General features: G+C 71.0%; 22 protein-coding genes. 10 read left to right on the forward strand and 12 right to left on the reverse strand.

What is annotated here, in order from left to right; all coding sequences use genetic code 11:
- Positions 1–99 precede the first annotated feature (99 nt).
- A complete protein-coding gene (locus QM595_RS10540; protein ID WP_415171503.1) occupies positions 100–1002 on the reverse strand; it encodes a phosphoribosylaminoimidazolesuccinocarboxamide synthase in 903 nt (300 codons plus the stop codon).
- A 69-nt stretch (positions 1003–1071) separates the two neighbouring features.
- Between QM595_RS10540 and QM595_RS10545 the strand changes: the two genes are divergently transcribed.
- Both QM595_RS10545 and QM595_RS10550 read left to right on the forward strand, forming a co-directional pair.
- Positions 1072–2034, forward strand: coding sequence for a sulfotransferase family protein (locus QM595_RS10545; protein WP_415171504.1), 963 nt, complete (start codon positions 1072–1074; stop codon positions 2032–2034).
- A gap of 417 nt (positions 2035–2451) precedes the next feature.
- On the forward strand, positions 2452–2646 hold the full coding sequence (locus QM595_RS10550) for a hypothetical protein (protein WP_415171505.1): 195 nt from the start codon (positions 2452–2454) through the stop codon (positions 2644–2646).
- Positions 2647–2764: 118 nt separating this feature from the next.
- Here QM595_RS10550 and QM595_RS10555 read toward each other — a convergent pair whose 3' ends face one another.
- Positions 2765–3649 carry a hypothetical protein gene (locus tag QM595_RS10555; protein ID WP_415171506.1) on the reverse strand — a complete coding sequence of 295 codons (885 nt, stop codon included), beginning with the start codon at positions 3647–3649 and terminating at the stop codon, positions 2765–2767.
- 68 nt (positions 3650–3717) lie between these two features.
- Between QM595_RS10555 and QM595_RS10560 the strand changes: the two genes are divergently transcribed.
- On the forward strand, positions 3718–4329 hold the full coding sequence (locus QM595_RS10560) for a hypothetical protein (protein WP_415171507.1): 612 nt from the start codon (positions 3718–3720) through the stop codon (positions 4327–4329).
- Here QM595_RS10560 and QM595_RS10565 read toward each other — a convergent pair.
- Entirely contained in the window at positions 4314–4631 is a 318-nt protein-coding gene (locus QM595_RS10565) for a hypothetical protein (RefSeq protein WP_415171508.1), read from the reverse strand. The two genes, QM595_RS10560 and QM595_RS10565, sit on opposite strands and share 16 nt — an antisense overlap.
- Before the next feature lie 23 nt (positions 4632–4654).
- On the opposite strand from QM595_RS10565, the gene QM595_RS10570 reads away from it, so the two are divergent.
- Positions 4655–4969: an antibiotic biosynthesis monooxygenase family protein gene (locus QM595_RS10570; RefSeq protein ID WP_415171509.1), complete on the forward strand. Its 315-nt coding sequence runs from the start codon at positions 4655–4657 to the stop codon at positions 4967–4969.
- On the opposite strand, the gene QM595_RS10575 is transcribed toward QM595_RS10570, so the two are convergent.
- The 5 genes from QM595_RS10575 to QM595_RS10595 all read right to left on the reverse strand — a co-directional run bounded on the left by QM595_RS10575 (position 4966) and on the right by QM595_RS10595 (position 10045).
- Positions 4966–5343: an NUDIX hydrolase gene (locus QM595_RS10575; RefSeq protein WP_415171510.1), complete on the reverse strand. Its 378-nt coding sequence runs from the start codon at positions 5341–5343 to the stop codon at positions 4966–4968. The two genes, QM595_RS10570 and QM595_RS10575, sit on opposite strands and share 4 nt — an antisense overlap.
- 20 nt (positions 5344–5363) lie before the next feature.
- On the reverse strand, positions 5364–6788 hold the full coding sequence (purB, locus tag QM595_RS10580; protein WP_415171511.1) for an adenylosuccinate lyase: 1425 nt from the start codon (positions 6786–6788) through the stop codon (positions 5364–5366).
- A gap of 233 nt (positions 6789–7021) precedes the next feature.
- Complete coding sequence (gene purD / locus QM595_RS10585) at positions 7022–8284, reverse strand: phosphoribosylamine--glycine ligase (protein WP_415171512.1); 1263 nt, start codon at positions 8282–8284, stop codon at positions 7022–7024.
- A gap of 127 nt (positions 8285–8411) precedes the next feature.
- The gene (locus QM595_RS10590) at positions 8412–9695 is read right to left on the reverse strand and encodes an adenylosuccinate synthase (RefSeq protein WP_415171513.1); all 1284 of its coding nucleotides are present in this window, start codon (positions 9693–9695) and stop codon (positions 8412–8414) included.
- A 26-nt stretch (positions 9696–9721) separates the two neighbouring features.
- The gene (locus QM595_RS10595; protein ID WP_415171514.1) at positions 9722–10045 is read right to left on the reverse strand and encodes a LuxR C-terminal-related transcriptional regulator; all 324 of its coding nucleotides are present in this window, start codon (positions 10043–10045) and stop codon (positions 9722–9724) included.
- Between the two features lie 154 nt (positions 10046–10199).
- On the opposite strand from QM595_RS10595, the gene lysS reads away from it, so the two are divergent.
- Positions 10200–11867, forward strand: a complete 1668-nt coding sequence (gene lysS / locus QM595_RS10600) for a lysine--tRNA ligase (RefSeq protein ID WP_415171515.1) — start codon at positions 10200–10202, stop codon at positions 11865–11867.
- 7 nt (positions 11868–11874) lie between these two features.
- Here the strand turns inward: lysS and QM595_RS10605 are convergent, their stop codons facing one another.
- Positions 11875–12288 carry a DUF3151 domain-containing protein gene (locus tag QM595_RS10605; protein WP_415171516.1) on the reverse strand — a complete coding sequence of 138 codons (414 nt, stop codon included), beginning with the start codon at positions 12286–12288 and terminating at the stop codon, positions 11875–11877.
- Here QM595_RS10605 and QM595_RS10610 point away from each other — a divergent pair.
- Positions 12178–13809, forward strand: coding sequence for a DHA2 family efflux MFS transporter permease subunit (locus QM595_RS10610; protein ID WP_415171517.1), 1632 nt, complete (start codon positions 12178–12180; stop codon positions 13807–13809). The two genes, QM595_RS10605 and QM595_RS10610, sit on opposite strands and share 111 nt — an antisense overlap.
- A 52-nt stretch (positions 13810–13861) precedes the next feature.
- Here the strand turns inward: QM595_RS10610 and fbaA are convergent, their stop codons facing one another.
- Positions 13862–14884, reverse strand: coding sequence for a class II fructose-bisphosphate aldolase (gene fbaA / locus QM595_RS10615; RefSeq protein WP_415171518.1), 1023 nt, complete (start codon positions 14882–14884; stop codon positions 13862–13864).
- Between the two features lie 164 nt (positions 14885–15048).
- Between fbaA and QM595_RS10620 the strand changes: the two genes are divergently transcribed.
- Positions 15049–15756: a hypothetical protein gene (locus tag QM595_RS10620; RefSeq protein WP_415171519.1), complete on the forward strand. Its 708-nt coding sequence runs from the start codon at positions 15049–15051 to the stop codon at positions 15754–15756.
- Positions 15757–15798: 42 nt separating this feature from the next.
- Positions 15799–16032, forward strand: coding sequence for an RNA polymerase sigma factor (locus QM595_RS10625; protein WP_415171520.1), 234 nt, complete (start codon positions 15799–15801; stop codon positions 16030–16032).
- A 4-nt stretch (positions 16033–16036) separates the two neighbouring features.
- Here the strand turns inward: QM595_RS10625 and QM595_RS10630 are convergent, their stop codons facing one another.
- Positions 16037–16675, reverse strand: a complete 639-nt coding sequence (locus QM595_RS10630) for a TrmH family RNA methyltransferase (RefSeq protein ID WP_415171524.1) — start codon at positions 16673–16675, stop codon at positions 16037–16039.
- Between the two features lie 67 nt (positions 16676–16742).
- Between QM595_RS10630 and QM595_RS10635 the strand changes: the two genes are divergently transcribed.
- Positions 16743–17492 (forward strand): DedA family protein, encoded by a 750-nt coding sequence (locus tag QM595_RS10635; RefSeq protein ID WP_415171521.1) that lies wholly within the window; start codon positions 16743–16745, stop codon positions 17490–17492.
- Between the two features lie 18 nt (positions 17493–17510).
- On the opposite strand, the gene pyrE is transcribed toward QM595_RS10635, so the two are convergent.
- The gene (gene pyrE, locus QM595_RS10640) at positions 17511–18038 is read right to left on the reverse strand and encodes an orotate phosphoribosyltransferase (protein WP_415171522.1); all 528 of its coding nucleotides are present in this window, start codon (positions 18036–18038) and stop codon (positions 17511–17513) included.
- Between the two features lie 19 nt (positions 18039–18057).
- On the opposite strand from pyrE, the gene QM595_RS10645 reads away from it, so the two are divergent.
- Complete coding sequence (locus QM595_RS10645) at positions 18058–19221, forward strand: pyridoxal phosphate-dependent aminotransferase (RefSeq protein WP_415171523.1); 1164 nt, start codon at positions 18058–18060, stop codon at positions 19219–19221.
- Positions 19222–19320 lie beyond the last annotated feature (99 nt).

A 19320-nucleotide genomic window follows, 5' to 3' on the forward strand; every position in this document is an offset into this window, starting at 1 on the left:
GTGCGAGTCCACAGGAGTCCGAGTCGGCAGAAGTGCGGGCGCGCACCTGCACTTCTGCCGACTCGGCGGCTCTCAGACCAGCACTTCTGCCGACTCGGCTCAGAAGGAGGTGCCGGTCAGCCGCTCGAACGCCTCGACGTAGCGCTCCCGGGTCCTCTCGATGATCTCGGCCGGGAGCGGCGGCGGGTTGGCGCCGCTCCCCCGGTCCCAGCCGGACTCGGGGCTGAGCAGCCAGCGCCGGATGACGTCCTTGTCGAACGACGGCTGCGCCCGTCCGGGCGTCCACGTGGTGGCATCCCAGTAGCGGCTCGAGTCAGGGGTCAGCACCTCGTCGGCGAGCACGATCGCGCGGGTGCCGAGATCGTCGTGACGGGCGCCGAACTCGAACTTGGTGTCGGCCAGGATCAGCCCGGCGCCGCGGGCGATCTCGTCGGCACGCTCGTAGACCGCCAGGGTGAGCCGGCACAGCTCGCCGGCGTCGCCGTCGCCGATCTGCTCGGCGACATGCTGATAGCTGACGTTCTCGTCATGGTCGCCGAGCTCGGCCTTGGTCGCCGGCGTGAAGATCGGGCTGGGCAGTCGGCTGCCGTCGACGAGTCCGGCCGGCAGCGGGATCCCGCACACCTCCCCCGTGGCGTCGTACTCCCTCAGGCCGGAGCCGGTGAGATAGCCGCGCGCGACACACTCGACCGGGAACATCTGCAGCCTCTTCGCGATCACCGCGCGACCCTCGACCACGTCCGGCACGTCGGTGGAAAGCACATGCGTGGCGACGAGGTCGTCGAGCCGCTCGAACCACCACAGGCTCAGCCGGGTGAGGATCTCGCCTTTGTCCGGGATGGTGGTGTCGAAGACGTAGTCGAACGCGGAGATGCGGTCGGAGGCGACCATCAGCAGCTCGCCGGCGTACGGGCCCTCGGTGAGCTCGTAGAGGTCGCGGACCTTGCCGGAATGGAGGTGGCGCGCGCCGGGTACGTCGGGAGCCGGGGGGATGTTCAACACGATTGTCACGATAGTGCCCTCTTGATCCTCATTAAGTAGACTGACTCACGCCACATTGAACGGAGTGCCGTGACCAGATCTCCACAACCCGACTTCCTCATCGCCGGGGCTCCCAAGGCCGGTACGACGGCGCTGCACGCCGCGCTCTCCCAGCACCCCGAGATCTTCATGTGCTCCCCGAAGGAGCCGAAGTACTGGCTCTGCGACGACGCGCCGCCGCCGCACTACGGCGGGCCGGGCGACCGGCACTCGCAGCGGGAATGGCTGTGGCGGCGGTCGGACTACGAGGCACTGTGGGCGCCGGCTCGCGAGGACCAGGTGCGCGGCGAGTCGACGCCGTTCTACCTCTGGTCGCGCGGCGCGCACCGGCGCATCGCGGCGTCGCTGCCCGGGGTCAAGGTCATCGCCGTGGTGCGCGATCCGATCGATCGTGCCTACAGCAACTGGATGCACCTGTGGTGCGACGGACTGGAGCCGATCGCCGACTTCATGTCGGCCTTCCGCCTCGAGCCGTCGCGGGTCGCGGCGGGGTACGCGCCGTTCTGGCGCTACCGCTCGCTGGGCCTGTACGGCGAGCAGCTGGCGCACCTCTACTCGCTGATCCCCCGCGAGCAGGTGCTGGTGATGCGCTACCGCGAGCTGGTCGACGACCCGGCCGGCGCGGTGGACCGGGCCTGCTCGTTCCTCGGCGTCGCGACCGGTCTGGTGTCCTCGATCCCGCGCGACAACTCCAGGGCGTTCGTGGCGCCCGGCTGGCGGCCGACCGTCTTCGGGCCGGTGATCCGCGGTGGCGCCCTGCTCGGTCAGTTCGCCCGGCCCCAGATGTGGCGCGCCGCCGAGCCCTACCTGCGGCCGCTGTTACGGTCCGCCGCTGACGACCAGCGGCCGCGGCTGACCCCGGAACAGCGCGACGCGCTGCTGCCCGCCTTCGCCGAGGACATCGCGCTGCTTCAGGAGCTCACCGGCGACGACTACTCGGTCTGGCTCTCTCCCGCCAGCCGGGGCTCGTTCGTCGAGCGCTCCCCGGGGTGAGCAGGCGCAAACTGACACTCAAGACCCGGTGAGCAGGCGCAAACTGACACCCCAACCCCGGTGAGCAGGCGCAAACTGACCTGGCAGGTTGCTCCTCGCGAGCACCGACGACCGCATGGTGTAATCCGGACGCGACGCGGCTCGGGAGACACTCGCCCGTGCTGGCCGCGCTGCTTGTGCTCGCCGCCTGCGACTCCTCCGCCGACGACTCCCAGCGGGACCCGTCTCCGGTCACCGTCACCGTGACCGCTTCGGCAACCGATTCCCCGGACACCACCACGAGCCCGGCGTCGCCCACGCCCACAGATCCCAGTCCGACCCCGACCTCCCCAACGACCAGCGGCGTCGACCTGCTGACGCCGCCGAACGACTACCGGGAGGCGCTCGCCCGCATCGCGGCGCGTTGGTCGCATCGAGATGTCCAGCGGGGTGGCCTCGCCGATCTGCAACTCCGACACCATTCGCCAGCCCGGCGCGCCGACCCTCTCCTACGGAGAGGTTGCCATGACCCGGGACACCTGGTGCGCCGTGGAGGAGATCGGCGTCACCTGCGTCAGCCGGAGCGACCAGGGAGGGTTCTTACTCAGCAGGGGGACCTACGCGGTCTTCTGAGCGCAGGTCAGTTTGCGTCCGGTCACCCCGTTTTGGGTGTCAGTTTGGGGCTGCTCACCGGGTTTGGGGTGTCAGTTTGGGGCTGCTCACCGGGTTTGGGGTGTCAGTTTGGGCCTGCTCAGCGGAGGAGGGTGATCAGGTCGTGGGCGCCGTCGGGGCGGGCGGCCTCGACGTAGAACCTGGTGTGGCCGTCGGGCAGGGGCACCGCGCTGGCGTAGCGGAAGGCACCGTCGGAGTGGGGCGAGGCGATCGGCGGGACCGTCTCGTCGGCCACCAGCCGGGCACCATCCCAGCGGGCGACGCCCGTGGTCTCGAACCAGTTGGAGGCGGCATCGGCACGACCGTCGTAGAGGAACAGCCCGTCACCCAACGGCGTGGCGACGCGGGCACCACGCGCGTCCCACTCCCCCGGTCGGCCCGAGAGGGCCACCCCACGGTCGACCCACGCCAGCCCGTCGGCGCTGGTCAGCCGACGGGTCGTCATCCGGTCCTCGTGGCCGGGATCGGTGAGCGGGTGGCAGCACAGCCACATCTCCCAGCCGCTCTCGCCGACAGTGATCACCGGGTCCTTGACCGCGGTGCGCTCGTCGCCGGCCAGCACGGTCCGTCGTACCCCTTGCGAGAGCTGGTCCGGCGTGGCAGCGGTGAGGCTGTCCACCCACCAGTGCTTGGAGTTCCACGTCGCGCAGGAAAGGTAGAGCCGCCAGCCCCCTTCGGGCAGCGCGACGAGCACCGGGCGTTCCAGCGACTCGCAGTCGAACTGCTCGCGGCTCACCTCGGCCACGGTCTCGAAGGCGATCCCGTCGGCGGAGCGAGCCACCGAGACCGTGACGCCACGGCCATCCACGAGCGGCCGACGGTTGCGCCAGGTCAGCCAGAAGATCCCGTCGACCAGCGTGGCCGACGCCGCGCCGGCCCAGTTGCCGGGGCCGTCTCCGGGAGCGGGTACGACGACCTCGGCACCGTCGTAGGAGGGCAGCAGGGGAAGGGCACTGACGGTCATGACGTCGAATGATAGTCGACCGTTCCGGTTCACTTTGGCATTTGAGACCTGGATGACAAGGTGACCCCATGGCCGAGTCAGCCGAAGAGATCTACGCCCGAGTCGTCGCCCAGGTCGGCGAGGGCGGCCGACTGCCGGCCACCTCGGTGACCGAGTGGGAGACCTTCCCCTGGGAGGCGCTCGACGGCGCGATCGTGCCGAAGGTGCTGGCGGCGCTGGCGCCGGAGCCGCCACGGAAGGGCGAGGACCCCGCTGACTGCTTCCTGTGCGCGCCCGAGGTCGCGGGCGTGATCTGGGAGAACGAGCGCTGGCGGGTCAAGCCGCATCCCGAGCCGAGCGGGCTGCCGATCGTGCTCTTCCTGGAGCCGAAGGAGCACCTGGACCTTCCCGACCTGGGGGAGGACATGGCCGCCGAGCTCGGCGTGCTCAGCGTCCGACTCGGCCGGATCGTCGAGAGCCTGCCCGAGATCGCGCGCTGCCACGTGTGGCGTGTCGGCGACGGCGCGGCCCATCTGCACGTGTGGTTCCTCGGTCGCCCTGAGGGATTGCTGGCGCTACGGGGGTCGTACGCCGTCGACTGGGACGACATCCTCCCGCCCGGCCCTGCCGAGGTCCGCGCCGCCGACCACGCCGAGATCGCCCGCAGGCTGGCGACCCACGGCGGTCACGCCCTGGTCTGACGCCAGCGCGGGCGCCGCCCCTGCAGGAACCACTCCATCTGCCGGGTGATCCAGGGCAGGCCGAGGTAGGTCATGAACGGCAGCGTCACCACCATGACGCCGAGAACGCGCAGCGGCAGCGGCCAGTCCTTCACCAGCGGCCCGAGCAGCCAGTTGGCGATCACGCTGACCGGGAAGAAGACCAGGAAGATGGTGATCGTCTGCCGCCAGCGAGCGGCCCAGCCACCAGCCGCGCTGAGGGCTGGTGTCCCAGCCGTCGGAGCTGGCCGACGGGCGATCGTTACCGTGATCGGCTCGGTCATGGCCCCCGTCTAAGGTGACTGATGTGTCAGTCGTGAAAATAAACGCCATCACCGTCCCCGAGGGCTCTGGCGAGGAGCTCGAACGGCGCTTTGCCGCCCGCGCCGGGACGGTGGAGGGCCAGCAGGGCTTCCTCGGCTTCCAGCTGCTCCGCCCGGTCGCCGGCGAGAGCCGCTACTTCGTGGTCACTCATTGGGAGACCGAGGAGGCCTTCGCCGCCTGGCGCGATGGCGACGCCCGGGCCGCCCACGCGACGCCGCCGGGCGAGGCGCCGCGCAAGCCGGTGGCGTCGGGAGCGGAGCTGCTGGAGTTCGAGGTCGTCCTCGACGTCACGCCCTAGGGTGAAGCCAACAGGGCCGGTACGACGCGCTTGCTGGTCAGCTCGGCAACGGCCGGGTCGCTCGCCAGCTCCTCGAGCGAGGCCCAGCGCAGCTCCTCGATCTCGGCGGCAGCCGCCGGCGTGATCGCGACGGTCGAGGTGAACACCGTCGAGCGGACCACATGGTCGGGCTCGTTGGCGGCCGGCGCCTCGAAGGCGCCGAGCAAGGTCAGCTCCTCGGGCGCGACGGTGACGCCGAGCTCCTCGGCCACCTCGCGCGCGGCAGCCTGAGCCGGCGTCTCACCGGGCTCGAGCTTGCCGCCCGGCAGCAGGAACCGGTCGGTGCCGCGCTTGCGAACGCTCAGCACCCGGCCCTCGGGGTCGCGGAACACCACCGCCGCGACGGTGACGACGTTCAGAGGATGTCCCCGGGCGAGTAGGCGGCGGCCTCGGGATGGGCGGCGGCCACCTCGCCGATCCGTCGTACGACGGCCTGGACCTGGGCCACCGCGGCGCCGGTGAAGGCGATCGGCTCGGCGACCAGGCCCTCCAGCTGGGCGGCGGTGAGACCGAGCCGCGGGTCGGCGGCGAGCTTGGCGAACAGGTCGGGGGTCTCCCCCGCGCGCATGGCGAGGGCGGTCGCCACCGCGTTCTCCTTGATCGCCTCGTGGGCCGCCTCGCGCCCCACGCCGTTGCGGACCGCCGCCATCAGCACCTTGGTGGTGGCCAGGAACGGCAGGTAGCGGTCGAGCTCGCGCTGGATCACCGCCGGGAAGGCCCCGAACTCGTCGAGGATGGTCAGGAACGTCTCGAACAGCCCGTCGGTGGCGAAGAACGCGTCCGGCAGCGCCACCCGCCGTACGACGGAGTCCGAGACGTCGCCCTCGTTCCACTGGTCCCCGGCGAGCTCGGAGACCATCGACAGGTGGCCGCGCAGCACCACCGAGAGGCCGTTGACCCGCTCGGCGGAGCGGGAGTTCATCTTGTGCGGCATCGCCGAGGAGCCGACCTGGCCCTCCTTGAACCCCTCGGTGACCAGCTCGTTGCCGGCCATCAGCCGGATCGTGGTGGCCAGGTTGGCGGGGCCGGCCACCAGCTGGACCAGCGCCGAGACGACGTCGAAGTCGAGCGAGCGCGGATAGACCTGGCCGACGCTGGTCAGCACCCGCTCGAAGCCGAGGTGCGCCGCGACCCGCTCCTCCAGCTGCGCGAGCTTCGCGGCGTCGCCGTCGAGCAGGTCCAGCATGTCCTGGGCGGTGCCCATCGGGCCCTTGATGCCGCGCAGCGGGTAGCGCCCGATCAGGCCCTCGACGCGGTCCAGCGCCACCAGCATCTCGTCGGCCACGGTCGCGAACCGCTTGCCGAGCGTGGTCGCCTGGGCGGCGACATTGTGCGACCTTCCCGCCATCACCGTCGTCTCGTGCTCGGCGGCGAGCCGGCCCAGCCGCGCCAGCGCGGCGACGGCGCGGTCGCGCACCAGCCGGAGCGAGGAGAGGATCTGCAACTGCTCGACGTTCTCGGTGAGGTCGCGGGAGGTCATCCCCTTGTGGATGTGCTCGTGACCGGCGAGCGCGCAGAACTCCTCGATCCGGGCCTTCACGTCGTGCCGGGTCACCCGCTCCCGGGCCGCGATGGCGGCCAGGTCGACCTTGTCGACGACGTCCTCATAGGCCTCGACCACCCCGTCGGGGACCTCGATGCCGAGGTCGCGCTGGGCCTTGAGCACGGCGATCCAGAGCCGGCGCTCCAGCACGATCTTGTGCTCGGGCGACCAGATCTCGGCGAGTTCGCGGGAGGCGTAGCGGGCGGCGAGCACGTTGGGGACGACCACGTGCCTCATCCTCCCATGCTCACCGCCGCCGGCTCCTCGCCCGGTTGCTCCGCAGATCGACCACCACCGGCAGGTCGTCGTCATCGGGCGGGGCCGAAATGCTTGGACGGTTGGCGTGCTCGGGGTGCGTGGCTCGCAAGCCGACGGAGCGAGGGCATCCCGGGCGGCTGTCGAGCGAAGCCGGCGCGGCGAGGGGCGCGGCCCGGGTGCGCGAACCGTTCAATGATTTCGGACGCGCGACACTAGCCCGTGAGCGAGGCGCCCTCGACCACGCCCAGCGGCTCGGCGGCGATGTCCGAGCGGCGTTGCATCCCGTCGAAGCTGATCAGGTCGGCCGCGGCGTACGCCCTTGCGCGGGCGTCGGCGACATCGGCCCCGAGGGCGCGTACGGCGAGCACCCGGCCACCAGCGGTCACCAGCCGGCCGGCCGCCATCGCCGTACCGGCGTGGATGACGTCGACGTTCTCGACCGCGGCGGCGTCCTCGACACCGGTGATGACGTCGCCCTTCGAAGAGGACTCGGGATAGCCGGCGCTGGCCAGCACGACGGTGACCGAGGCACCGTCGCGGAAGGTCGGCTCCGTCGCCAGCTTGCCGGTGGCGGCGGCATGGAGCAGCGCGCCCAGCGGAGAGTCCAGCAGCGCGAGCACCGGCTGAATGTCGGGGTCGCCGAAGCGGACGTTGAACTCGATCACCTTCGGCCCTGCCGAGGTGAGCGCGAGGCCGACGTAGAGACAGCCGACGAAGGGCGCACCCCGCCGCGCCATCTCGGCCAGCGTCGGCGACACGACCTGCTCGATCACCACCTCCGCGAGGTCGGGGCGGGCCCAGGTGAGCGGACTGTAGGAGCCCATCCCGCCGGTGTTCGGACCGAGACCACCGTCGAGGATCCGCTTGAAGTCCTGCGCCGGCTGCAACGCGTAGGCGCCGTGCCCGTCGCAGATCGCGAAGAGCGAGACCTCCGGACCGTCCAGGAACTCCTCGATCACGACTCGTCCGCACGTCTCGGCGTGGGCGAGCGCCTCGGCCAGGTCGCGGGTGACGATGACGCCCTTGCCGGCGGCGAGGGCGTCGTCCTTCACGACGTACGGCGGACCGAACTCGGCCAGCGCGGCCGCCGCCTGCTCGGGCGTCTCCGCGGTGATCGCGCGGGCGGTCGGCACGCTGGCGGCGGCCATCACCTCCTTGGCGAACGCCTTGGAGCCCTCCAGCCGGGCGGCCTCCAGGCTCGGGCCGAAGACCGGCACCCCGGCCGCGCGTACCGCGTCGGCCACCCCCGCCACCAGCGGCGCCTCCGGGCCGACCACCACCAGGTCGACGCCGATGTCGGCCGCCAGCGCGGCGACGGCCGCCGGATCGAGCGGGTCCACCGCGTGGAGCGTGGCGACCGCCCCGATGCCCGGGTTGCCCGGGGCCGCATGGACCTCACTCACCCCGGGGTCGCGGGAGAGTGCCAGGGCGAGCGCGTGCTCGCGGCCGCCGTTGCCGATCACCAGGACCTTCACGGCCGCCGAGCCTACGCCGCGCCTCCAGCCACTGAAGGCTTGGCGGTGAATTCACCTCAACCACCGCCACACGTTCACTGACTACGCAGCGGGATCCGGGGTGACGAGGTCCTCACCGGGCGCCGGGTCAGACCAGCGGGTGCCGCACCACGGTCTCGTGCCGGCCGGGGCCGACGCCGATCACCGAGATCGTGGCGCCGGAGAGCTGCTCGCAGCGCTCGACATAGGCCTGCGCGTTGGCGGGCAACTCCTCGAAGCTGCGCGCCTGGGAGATGTCCTCCCACCAGCCGGGGAGGTACTCGTAGACCGGCACCGCATGGTGGAAGTCGGACTGGTTGACCGGCATCTCGTCATGGCGCACCCCGTCGACCTCGTAGGCGACGCAGACCGGCACCTGCTCCAGCCCGGTGAGCACGTCGAGCTTGGTGAGCACGAAGTCGGTGACGCCGTTGACCCGCGCGGCATAGCGCGCGATCACCGAGTCGAACCAGCCGCAGCGCCGCGGCCGGCCGGTGGTGGTGCCGTACTCCCAGCCCTGCTTGCGCAGGAACTCGCCATTGTCGTCGTGCAGCTCGGTCGGGAACGGCCCCTCGCCGACCCGGGTGGTGTAGGCCTTCACGATGCCGATGACCTGGGTCAGCCGGGTGGGCGGGATGCCGGATCCGGTGCAGGCGCCGCCGGCGGTCGCGCTGCTGGACGTGACGAAGGGATAGGTGCCATGGTCGACGTCGAGCAGCGTCGCCTGACCCGCCTCCAGCAGCACGGTCTCGCCGCGGTCGAGCGCCTGGTTGAGGAGCAGGCCGGTGTCGCAGACGTAGGGAGCCAGCCGGTCGGCGTACTGCGTCAGGTCCTCGACGACGGCGTCGACGGTGAAGCCGCGGCGGTTGTAGATCTTGGTCAGGATCTGGTTCTTCAGCTCCAGCGCGCCCTCGACCTTGCCGCGCAGGATCTTCTCGTCGAAGAGGTCCTGGATGCGGATGCCGATGCGGTTCATCTTGTCGGCGTACGTCGGGCCGATGCCGCGTCCGGTGGTGCCGATGCGGCGCGAGCCGAGGAACCGCTCGGTGACCTTGTCGAGCTGGCGGTTGTAGTCGGCGATGACGTGGGCGCTGGCGCTCAGCTTCAGCGCGGAGGTGTCCACGCCGCGCGCGTTGAGGCCGTCGATCTCTTCGAACAGCACCGCCAGGTCGACGACGACGCCGTTGCCGATGACCGGGGTGCAGCCGGGAGTGAGGATGCCGGAGGGCAGCAGGTGGAGGGCGTACTTCTCCTCGCCGATCACCACCGTGTGACCGGCATTGTTGCCGCCGTTGAACTTGACGACGTAGTCGACCGACGAGCCGAGCAGGTCTGTCGCCTTGCCCTTGCCCTCATCGCCCCACTGGGCACCGATGATCGCTATCGCTGGCACTGGCCGAACCTTACCGGTTCGGGTGCTCAGAGCCAGCCTCGGCGGGTCGCCTCCACGCCGGCCTGGAACCGGCTCGACGCGCCGAGCTCGGTCATCAGGTCGGCCACCCGCCGCCGTACGGTGCGCAGTGAGACGCCCAATCGGCGCGCGATCTGCTCGTCCTGCGCGCCGCCGGCGAGCTGCTCGAGCAGGACGCGGCGCAACTCTCCAGGGTCGGCAGCGGGAGCGCCGAGTCGCTGCCGGGCGTCGGCGGCGGCCTCGGCGTCGGCGGCGGCCTCGGCCGTCGCGGTGAGCGCCCCGCGCCCGAACCCCAGCGCTGTCGGCAAGGTGTCAGTGGGTTGGCCGGCCATGACCTGGCACTTTAGTGCCATCTTCCCGCGAGTCGGCAGAAGTGCGGGTCTCACAACCGCCGAGTCGGCCGAAGTGCAGGCGCCTGACCAGCACTTCTGCCGACTCGGCACCTCCCACACCAGCACTTCTGCCGACTCGGCTAGCGTTTGGCATATGCCTGAGCCGACCGACTGGGTGACCCGCGCCGCCGACGACGCCGTCCGGCACTGGGAGCGGGTCGGCGCGAAGGACAGGCCGGTCACCGTCGCCTCCGGCGCCAGCCCGAGCGGCCCGATCCACCTCGGCAACCTGCGCGAGTTCCTGACTCCTCACTTCGTCGCCGAGGAGCTGCGTCGGCGCGGCGTCGCGGTCCGCCATCTGCACTCCTGGGACGACTACGACCGCTACCGCAAGGTCCCGGCCGGCGCTCCCCCGGAATGGAAGGAGCACATCGGCAGGCCGCTGACCGCCGTTCCCGACCCGTGGGAGTGCCACCCGAGCTGGTCCGATCACTTCAAGGCCCCGCTGCGCGCCGCCCTCCAAGAGATGGGCGTGGTCATGGAGGAGATCAGTCAGACCGAGCACTACCGGTCGGGCGTCTACCGGGACCAGATCCTCCACGCCGTCCGCAACCGGGCTCGCATCGAGGAGGTGCTGGCGCGCTACCGCACCAAGGTCATCGAGCCCGAGTCCGAGCAGGAGGCGGAGGCGCTGGCCGACTCCGTGACCGCCGACGAAGACACCAGCCGATTCCCCTTCAAGCCCTACTGCCGCGAGTGCGGCCGCGACACCACCACCATCACGTCGTACGACGACGAGACCACCGACCTCGCCTACACCTGCGACAGCGACGGCTTCAGTGGCGTCACCAACCTGGCCACCCAGTCCGAGGGCAAGCTGGTCTGGAAGGTCGACTGGCCGATGCGCTGGGCCTACGAGGGCGTCAACTTCGAGCCGGGTGGGCTCGACCACTCCACCCCGGGGTCGTCGTACACGGTCGGCAAGGAACTGGTCGCGGAGATCTTCGGCGGCACCGCGCCGTCGTACGTCGCCTACGCCTTCGTCGGCTTCGCCGGCATGCAGAAGATGTCCTCCTCCACCGGCGGCGTCCCCATCCCCGCGGACGCGCTGAAGATCCTCGAGGCGCCGATGGTGCGCTGGCTCTACGTCCGCCGGCAGCCCAAGCAGGCGTTCAACATCGACTTCGGGCCCGAGGTCGTCAGGCTGTACGACGAGTGGGACTCGCTCACCCGCAAGGCCGCCGATCCGGCCAAGCGGGACGCCCAGGTGCTCGCCTTCGAGCGGGCCTCGGCGACCACCGCCGCCGGCACGCTGCCCACGCCGAGGGTCCGGGTGCCGTTCCGGCTGCTCTCGTCGGTGGCCGACGTGACCGCCGGCTCGACCGAGCTGATCAGCCGAGTGGTGGCCGAGTCCGGCTACCCCCACGACTCGATCGAGGACCTGGAGCCGCGACTGCACCGGGCGACCAACTGGATGGCCGACTACGTGCCCGCCGAAGACCGCACCACGGTGCGCGCCGAGCCCTCGCCCCGGCTCGCCGACCTCTCCGAGCAGGAGCGCGGCTGGTTGGCCCAGCTGCTCGACCGACTGCCCGAGGCCCTCGAGCTGGAGCCGGTCACCTCGCTGATCTACGGCGCCCCCAAGCTGGGTCGCGGCCTTGACCTCGACGACGCGCCGACCGACGAGGTCAAGGCCGACCAGAAGGCATTCTTCAAGCTGCTCTACAACCTGCTGGTCGACGCCGACCGCGGCCCCCGGCTGCCGACGCTCTTCCTCGCGCTGGGGCCGGTCACGATCCGCCGGCTGCTCACGCCCCGCTGAGGGCCGCTCAACTCAGCAGGGCGTCGTACGCCGTCTGGCTGCTGTCCTTGAGGAAGGCGGCGCAGCGCTGCTGCTCCTCGGTCTCGCCGATGGCTCCGGCAGCGCGCGTCAGCAGCGCCAGACAGGTGAGGAAGCCGCGGTTGGGCAGGTGCTCCCACGGCACTGGGCCGTGGCCCTTCCAGCCGTTGCGGCGCAGCAGGTCGAGCGAGCGGTGGTAGCCGACTCGGGCGTAGGCGTAGACGGTCACGTCGTCCGCGCCGGCGTCGCGGGCGGTGGTGGCGAGGGCGGCCCACGCGGCAGGCGAGGCCGGATGGCGTCGTACGACGTCGGCGGGCTCGGCGCCACCGGCGAGCTCGGCCGTCGCCGGGTCTTCGGGCAGCAACGTCGGCGGCGGCCCCATGAGCAGGTCTGGTTGGGTCATGGACCCATTCTCGACCTGGGGACCGACACTGTCCGCGCTTGGGTGTTGACTTCTCGCATGACCCAGACCACCGCACCGGCTCCGGCGCTCGCCGAGCGCGACGCCTGGCGCGCGCTCGGCACCCTCGTCATCGGCTTCTTCATGATCCTGGTCGACATGACGATCGTCTCGGTCGCGACCCCGGCGATCATCGACGACCTCCGCGCCGGGGTCAACGAAGTGGTCTGGGTGACCAGCGCCTACCTCCTGGCCTACGCCGTGCCGGTGCTGATCACCGGCCGACTCGGCGACCGGTTCGGCCCGCGCAGGCTCTATCTCATCGGCCTGGTCGTCTTCACGCTCGCGTCGCTGTGGTGCGGCCTGTCGGGGTCGATCGGCATGCTGATCGTGGCCCGGTCCGTGCAGGGCGTGGGTGCCTCGATGATGACGCCGCAGACGATGGCGGTCATCACCCGCATCTTCCCGCAGGCGAGCCGAGGCAAGGCGATGGCGCTGTGGGGCGCCACCGCCGGTGTCGCCATGCTGGTCGGCCCGCTGCTCGGCGGCGTCCTGGTCGACGCGCTGGGCTGGGAGTGGATCTTCTTCGTCAACGTGCCGATCGGCGTGATCGGCTTCCTGCTCGCGCTGCGCACGGTGCCGACGCTGGAGACCCACCCGCACAAGTTCGACTGGCCGGGCGTCGCGCTCAGCGGCGTGGCGATGTTCTGCATCGTCTTCGCGATCCAGGAGGGTCACCAGCAGTCCTGGGCGGCCTGGATCTGGATCATGCTCGCATCCGGCCTGGTCGTGCTGGCGGCGTTCCTGTGGTGGCAGGCCCGCAACACCGGCGAGCCGCTGCTGCCGCTGGGTCTGTTCCGCGACCGCAACTTCTCGCTGTCCAACGTCGCGATCACCGCGATGGGCTTCTCCGTGATCGGCATGAGCCTGCCCTTCATGATCTACGCGCAGGCGGTGCGGGGCATGAGCCCCACCACGTCGGCTCTGCTGATGGTGCCGATGGCGCTGGTGTCGATGGTCCTGGCCCGCCCGGTCGGAGGCCTGACCGACCGCGTCCATCCGCGGATCCTGATGGGCTTCGGCTTCGCGACCATCGTGGTGTCGTTCGTCTGGCTCTCGATCGCGATGACGCCCGACTCCCCCACCGTCGAGCTGCTCGGCGCGATGGCGGTGATGGGTCTCGGCAGCAGCTTCATCTGGGCTCCCAACGCCGCGACCGCCACTCGCAACCTGCCGATGCAGCAGGCCGGCGCCGGCGCCGGCGTCTACAACGCGACCCGCCAGGTCGGCTCCGTGCTCGGCTCGGCCGGCATCGCCCTGCTGATGGACAGCCGGCTGGCCGCCCACGGCCTGTCCAGTGCGGGCAACCCCAACACCGGGGTCGACATCTTCCCGGCCGCCATCGCCGACGCCTTCGCCACGGCGATGGCGCAGTCGCTCTACCTGCCAACGGCCGGCCTGGTCGTCGGCTTCGTCGCCGTGCTCTTCTACGAGGCCCCCGAGCACCAGGGCTTCGGCTCCTGACCGCGCGGCGCGCCCTGGCGCGTGCTGGCCAGACCGCGCTGCGCGGCCAGGTCTACTTGATGGCCTGGCCGGCCGAGCCGAGGTGCTGGGTGGCCTCGACGACCCGGGCGGCCATCGACGCCTCGGCGACCTTGCCCCAGGTGCGCGGGTCGTAGGACTTCTTGTCGCCGACCTCGCCGTCGACCTTCAGCACCTTGTCGTAGTTGCTGAGCATGAACCCGGCGATGGGCCGGGTGAAGGCGTACTGGGTGTCGGTGTCGATATTCATCTTCACCACGCCGTAGGACACCGCGGCGGCGATCTCCTCCGCCGAGGAGCCGGAGCCGCCGTGGAAGACCAGGTCGAACGGCTTGGCGCCGGCCGGCAGGCCCAGCTTGGCAGCGACCGCCTCCTGGGCCTCGCGCAGGATCTCCGGGCGGAGCTTGACGTTGCCGGGCTTGTAGACGCCGTGGACGTTGCCGAAGGTCAGCGCGGTGAGGTAGCCGGCGGTGCCGAGCGCCTCGGCGGTGGCAATGGCGTCCTCGGGGGTGGAGTAGAGCTTCTCGTCGATCGCGCCGACGATGCCGTCCTCCTCGCCGCCGACGACGCCGACCTCGATCTCCAGCACGGTGTGGGCGGCCTTCGAGAGGGCCAGCAGCTCGGCGGCGATCTGGAGGTTCTCCTCCAGCGGCACCGCCGAGCCGTCCCACATGTGCGACTGGAACAGTGGCAGGCCGCCGCCCGCCACCCGCTCGGCGGAGAGCGCCAGCAGCGGGCGGACGAAGCCGTCGAGCTTGTCCTTGGGGCAGTGGTCGGTGTGCAACGCGATGTTGACTGGGTAGGACTTGGCCACCTCGGCGGCGTACGCCGCGAAAGCGGCCGAGCCGGCGACCATGCTCTTGATCGTGGGCCCGGAGAGGTATTCCGCGCCGCCGGTCGAGATCTGCACGATGCCGTCGGAGCCAGCCTCGGCAAAGCCCGCCAGCGCGGCGTTGAGCGTCTGCGACGAGGTCACGTTGATGGCCGGGAAGGCGAAGCCCTTCTCCTTGGCGGTCGCCAGCATCTCGGCGTACTTCTCGGGGGTGGCGATGGGCATGCTGCTCCTCCAGATCGTGTCGGCGCTGGCCACCCTAACGGCGGTGCGACGCAGGGTCACGACCCACCCGAATTGGACCGATCCAAAGCGGAATGAGCAGGCTCGCTGACAACCGATCCGCGACAGACTCCGTATCCCCGGGTGAGACTTCCGAAGGAGCCACCGTGGAGACCGACACCGACTGGACCGACCTGCTGGACCGCGCCATCCCGACCCCACCTGCCGGGGGCTGGGACGAGGCCGCCGCACTGACACGTGGCCGCATCGCGCTGCGACGCCGCCGACTCGCGACCGGGGCTGGCGGCGGCCTCGCCGCAGTAGCGCTCGCCGCCCTCAGCTGGGCGGCACTGCCGGCGACGACATCGCCCGTCGAGACCTCGTTCGCGACCGAGGTCTCGACCGAGCCGGCGGCCACGTCGAGCGCTCCGTCGCCAAGCAGCACGCCCACGACCGTCGGCATCACCTTCGACGCGACCACCGGTGAGCTCCAGCTGGCCCGGGGCTGGAAGGTCACCGGCGAGATCCCCGGGGTGCTCCCAGCGGGCCCGATGGCGGGCGAGTCGTTCGTCCCGACCGGCTCGACGGCGATCCAGGCAACCGACGGCACCTCCGTCGAATGGGCGGTCCAGTGGTGGGACGACGCGCTCCAGATGGGCCATCTCGCGACGGTCGCCAACGTCGACCCCGACGACACGACCGGCTTCACCGCCTGGCTCGACGCGCAGATCGCCAGGCTCTACCCGGGCACCGACGTGACGGCCCCACCGCTGCTCGACCCAGCGACCGCCGGCCGTGGTGCGGCCGGCACCGACGACCTCGGTCGGCTGCGGAGCCGGTCAGACGCCACCCTCACAGCGGGGCCGGGCCGGTGAAGAGGGCCGAGCGCGAGGCGGCGTACGCGCCCCACCGACGAGTTGCCCGAGCGAGACGCCGAGCAGACGACGTACGACGACCGCTCGGTCCTGGCCGCCGCGGTCCACGCCCTGCCCGCCCAGCAGCGGGCGACGGTGCTGTTGCGGCACTGGCTGGGGCTGTCGGTCGCCGAGGCCGCCACCGAGCTCGGCATCTCCGAGGGCACCGTCAAGAGCCACACCGCCCGTGGCCTGGCGGCGCTCCGGGCAGTGCTGGAGCCTACCGACGCCGGGTGACCGGTCAGCCGCGCCAGGTGCCGGTGTCGGAGAGGTCCGCGTGCTGGCGGATCCAGGAGTGCATAGCGATCGCGGCGGCGGCCGAGGCGTTGATGGAGCGAGTCGAGCCGAACTGCGCGATCGAGAAGGTGCCGTCGCAGGCCACGCGAGCGGCCTCGGACAGGCCCGGTCCTTCCTGGCCGAACAGGAAGCAGACCCGCTCCGGCAGCGTCGCGGTCTCCAGGTGATACGAGCCGGGCAGGTTGTCGATGCCCCAGAGCACGATGTCGCGCTCGCTCAGGTAGTCGGCGAGCTCCGGCACCGAGGCGTGGTGGCGCAGGTGCTGGTAGCGGTCGGTCACCATCGCGCCGCGCCGGTTCCAGCGCCGGTTGCCGACGATGTGGACCTCGGCGGCCAGGAACGCATTGGCACTGCGCACGATGGTGCCGATGTTGAAGTCGTGCTGCCAGTTCTCGATGGCGACGTGGTAGGAGTGGCGCCGGGTGTCCAGGTCGGCGACGATCGCGTCGAGCCGCCAATAGCGATAGCGGTCCACCACGTTGCGCCGGTCGCCGTGCTCGAGAAGCTCGGGATCCCAGTGACCGCCGGGCGGCCACGGTCCCTGCCATGGTCCGACGCCGACCTCCGCCGGCCCGTGCGGCATGGGGTCGTACGGCGCACGTTGCTCCCTGCTTTCCACAGCGCGACCATAGGGCAGGTACGGTGATCGTGTGCTGCCCGACCTTCTCGCACAGCTGACGGCCGTCGTGGCGCAGATCTCCGTCCACGACTTCACCCAGTGGCTCAGCCCCGACTACCTCCTGGAACGCTTCGGGACGGCGCTGTTCTGGGTCGGGATCATCGTGCTCTTCGTGGAGTGCGGGCTGTTCTTCCCGTTCCTCCCCGGCGACACGCTGCTCTTCGCCATGGGATTGTTCATCGCCGAGGGGAAGGTCGACGTCATCCCGGGCGGCCACTTCACCAACCTGCTCTTCGCCCTCGCGGTCTATGTGGTAGCAGCGTTCGCCGGCAATGTCGTGGGCTACGAGATCGGGGCCCGGATCGGCCCGCGGATCTATCACCGTGACGGCCGGATCATCAAGCGGAAGTACCTCGACCAGACCTCCGCCTTCTTCGAGAAGCACGGCCATTCCGCCCTGGTCGCGGGCCGGTTCGTGCCGTTCGTGCGCACCTACATCACCCTGGTCGCCGGCGTGACCCGGATGGATCGCCGCCGGTTCTTCGTCTGGAGCGCGCTGGGTGCGCTGATCTGGGTTCTCTCCATCACGCTGATCGGCTACGGGCTGGGCAAGACCTTCCCGTCGCTGGGCAAGTACATCGACCTGGTGACCTACGGTCTGCTCGGCGTCACCGTGCTGGTGCTGATCGTCGAGTTCATCCGCAAGCGCCACGAGCCCGACCCGGGCCTGCCGCCGGCCTACCAGGCCGAGGCGGAGGAGACCCCCGACCCGACCCCCTGATCGCTCGGCGCTGGCCCCTCATCGCTGAGTGGCGTCGAGCTGGGCCTTGGTCAGCACCGAGCGGATCTCCAGGCCGAGGTCGGCGAGCGGGTTGCCCTCCGGGGAGCGGTCGATGGCGCAGACCACGGTCTCGATGATCGCGCCGGCCCCGCGGAGCACCAGCGTCGCGTCGCGGACGGCGCCGCCGGAGGTGATGACGTCCTCGATCAGGGTCACCCTCCGGCCGTCGAAGCCGGGGCCCTCGGCGAGCTTGGCGGTGCCGTACTCCTTGGCCTTCTTCCGGACGAAGAGCACCGGGATGCCGGTCTTCGCGCTGACGACCGTCGCGATCGGCACGCCGCCGAGCTCCAGGCCGCCGAGCAGCTCGGTGCCCTCCGGGACCAGCGCGACCATCTGCTCGGCGACCCGGTCGAGCAGCGCCGGCTGGGCCTCGAAGAGGTACTTGTCGAAGTAGGTGTCGGAGACCTGGCCGGAGCGCAGCGTGAACTCCCCGTGGAGACGGCAGGCGGCGTCGACGTCGGCGGCAAGAGCGGGATCGGCGGTCACGGGGCTACGGTAGCGGGCCATGGACGAACACCGCGTCGCCTCCCGTCTGCAGGGCATCCCACCGACGATCTTCACCGAGATGTCGGCGCTGGCCGCCAGCACCGGCGCGGTCAACCTGGGTCAGGGCTTCCCCGACACCGACGGCCCGGCGGACGTCATCGAGGCGGCCCGGTCGGCGCTCGCCTCCGGCGCCAACCAATACGCGCCCGGGCCCGGTCTGCCGGCGCTGCGCGCGGCGATCGCGGCTCATCAGGACCGCTGCTACGGACTCGCCTGGGATCCCGCCGCAGAGGTCGTCGTCACCACCGGGGCGACCGAGGCGATCGCCGGGGCGCTGCTCGGGCTGGTCGAGCCCGGCGACGAGGTGGTGCTGTTGGAGCCCTACTACGACTCCTATGTCGCCATGCTGCAGATGGCGGGAGGGGTACGACGTCCGGTGACGTTGCGTGCGCCGTCGTTCCGTCTCGACGTGGCCGAGCTGCGAGCGGCCGTCACGCCGCGGACGCGGTTCCTGCTGGTCAACACCCCGCACAACCCGACCGGGACGGTGCTCACGCCCGCCGAGCTGCACGCGATCGCCGAGGTCGCGGTCGAGCACGACCTCACCGTGATCACCGACGAGGTCTACGAGCACCTCACTTTCGGCGTTCCCCATGTCCCCCTCGCGACCCTGCCCGGGATGCGGGAGCGCACCCTGACCATCTCCTCGATCGGCAAGTCCTACTCGCTCACCGGCTGGAAGGTCGGCTGGGCGGTCGGCCCGGCGCATCTGGTGGGCGCCGTGCTGGCCGCGAAACAGTGGCTGACGTTCACCTCGGGCGCGCCGCTGCAGCCCGCCGCGGCGTACGCCCTGACCCAGGCGCCGGACTGGCCTGCCGCGCTCGCGAACGAGCTGCGGGAGCGGCGCGACCAGCTCTGCGCCGGACTGGCCGACGCGGGCCTGCCGGCGAGCGTGCCCGACGGCACCTATTTCGCGCTCACCGACATCAGCCACCTCGGCTGGCCGGACGGCATGTCCTTCTGCCGCGCCCTGCCCGCGCGGGCCGGCGTGGTGGCGATTCCGGTGCAGGGGTTCTACGACACCGGTGCTGGTCAGCAGCTGGTCCGGTGGGCGTTCTGCAAGCGCCCGGAGGTGCTCGCCGAGGCGGTCTCCCGACTCCGCGCCGCCGACCTCGCCCCCTAGGCCGAGTCGGCAGAAGTGCGGGCTGTACAGGGCCCGAGTCGGCAGAAGTGCTGGTGAGCGACCTGCACTTCTGCCGACTCGGCACCTCTCAGACCTGCA

This window comes from Nocardioides sp., assembly GCF_047607185.1.
Lineage (GTDB): Bacteria > Actinomycetota > Actinomycetes > Propionibacteriales > Nocardioidaceae > Nocardioides.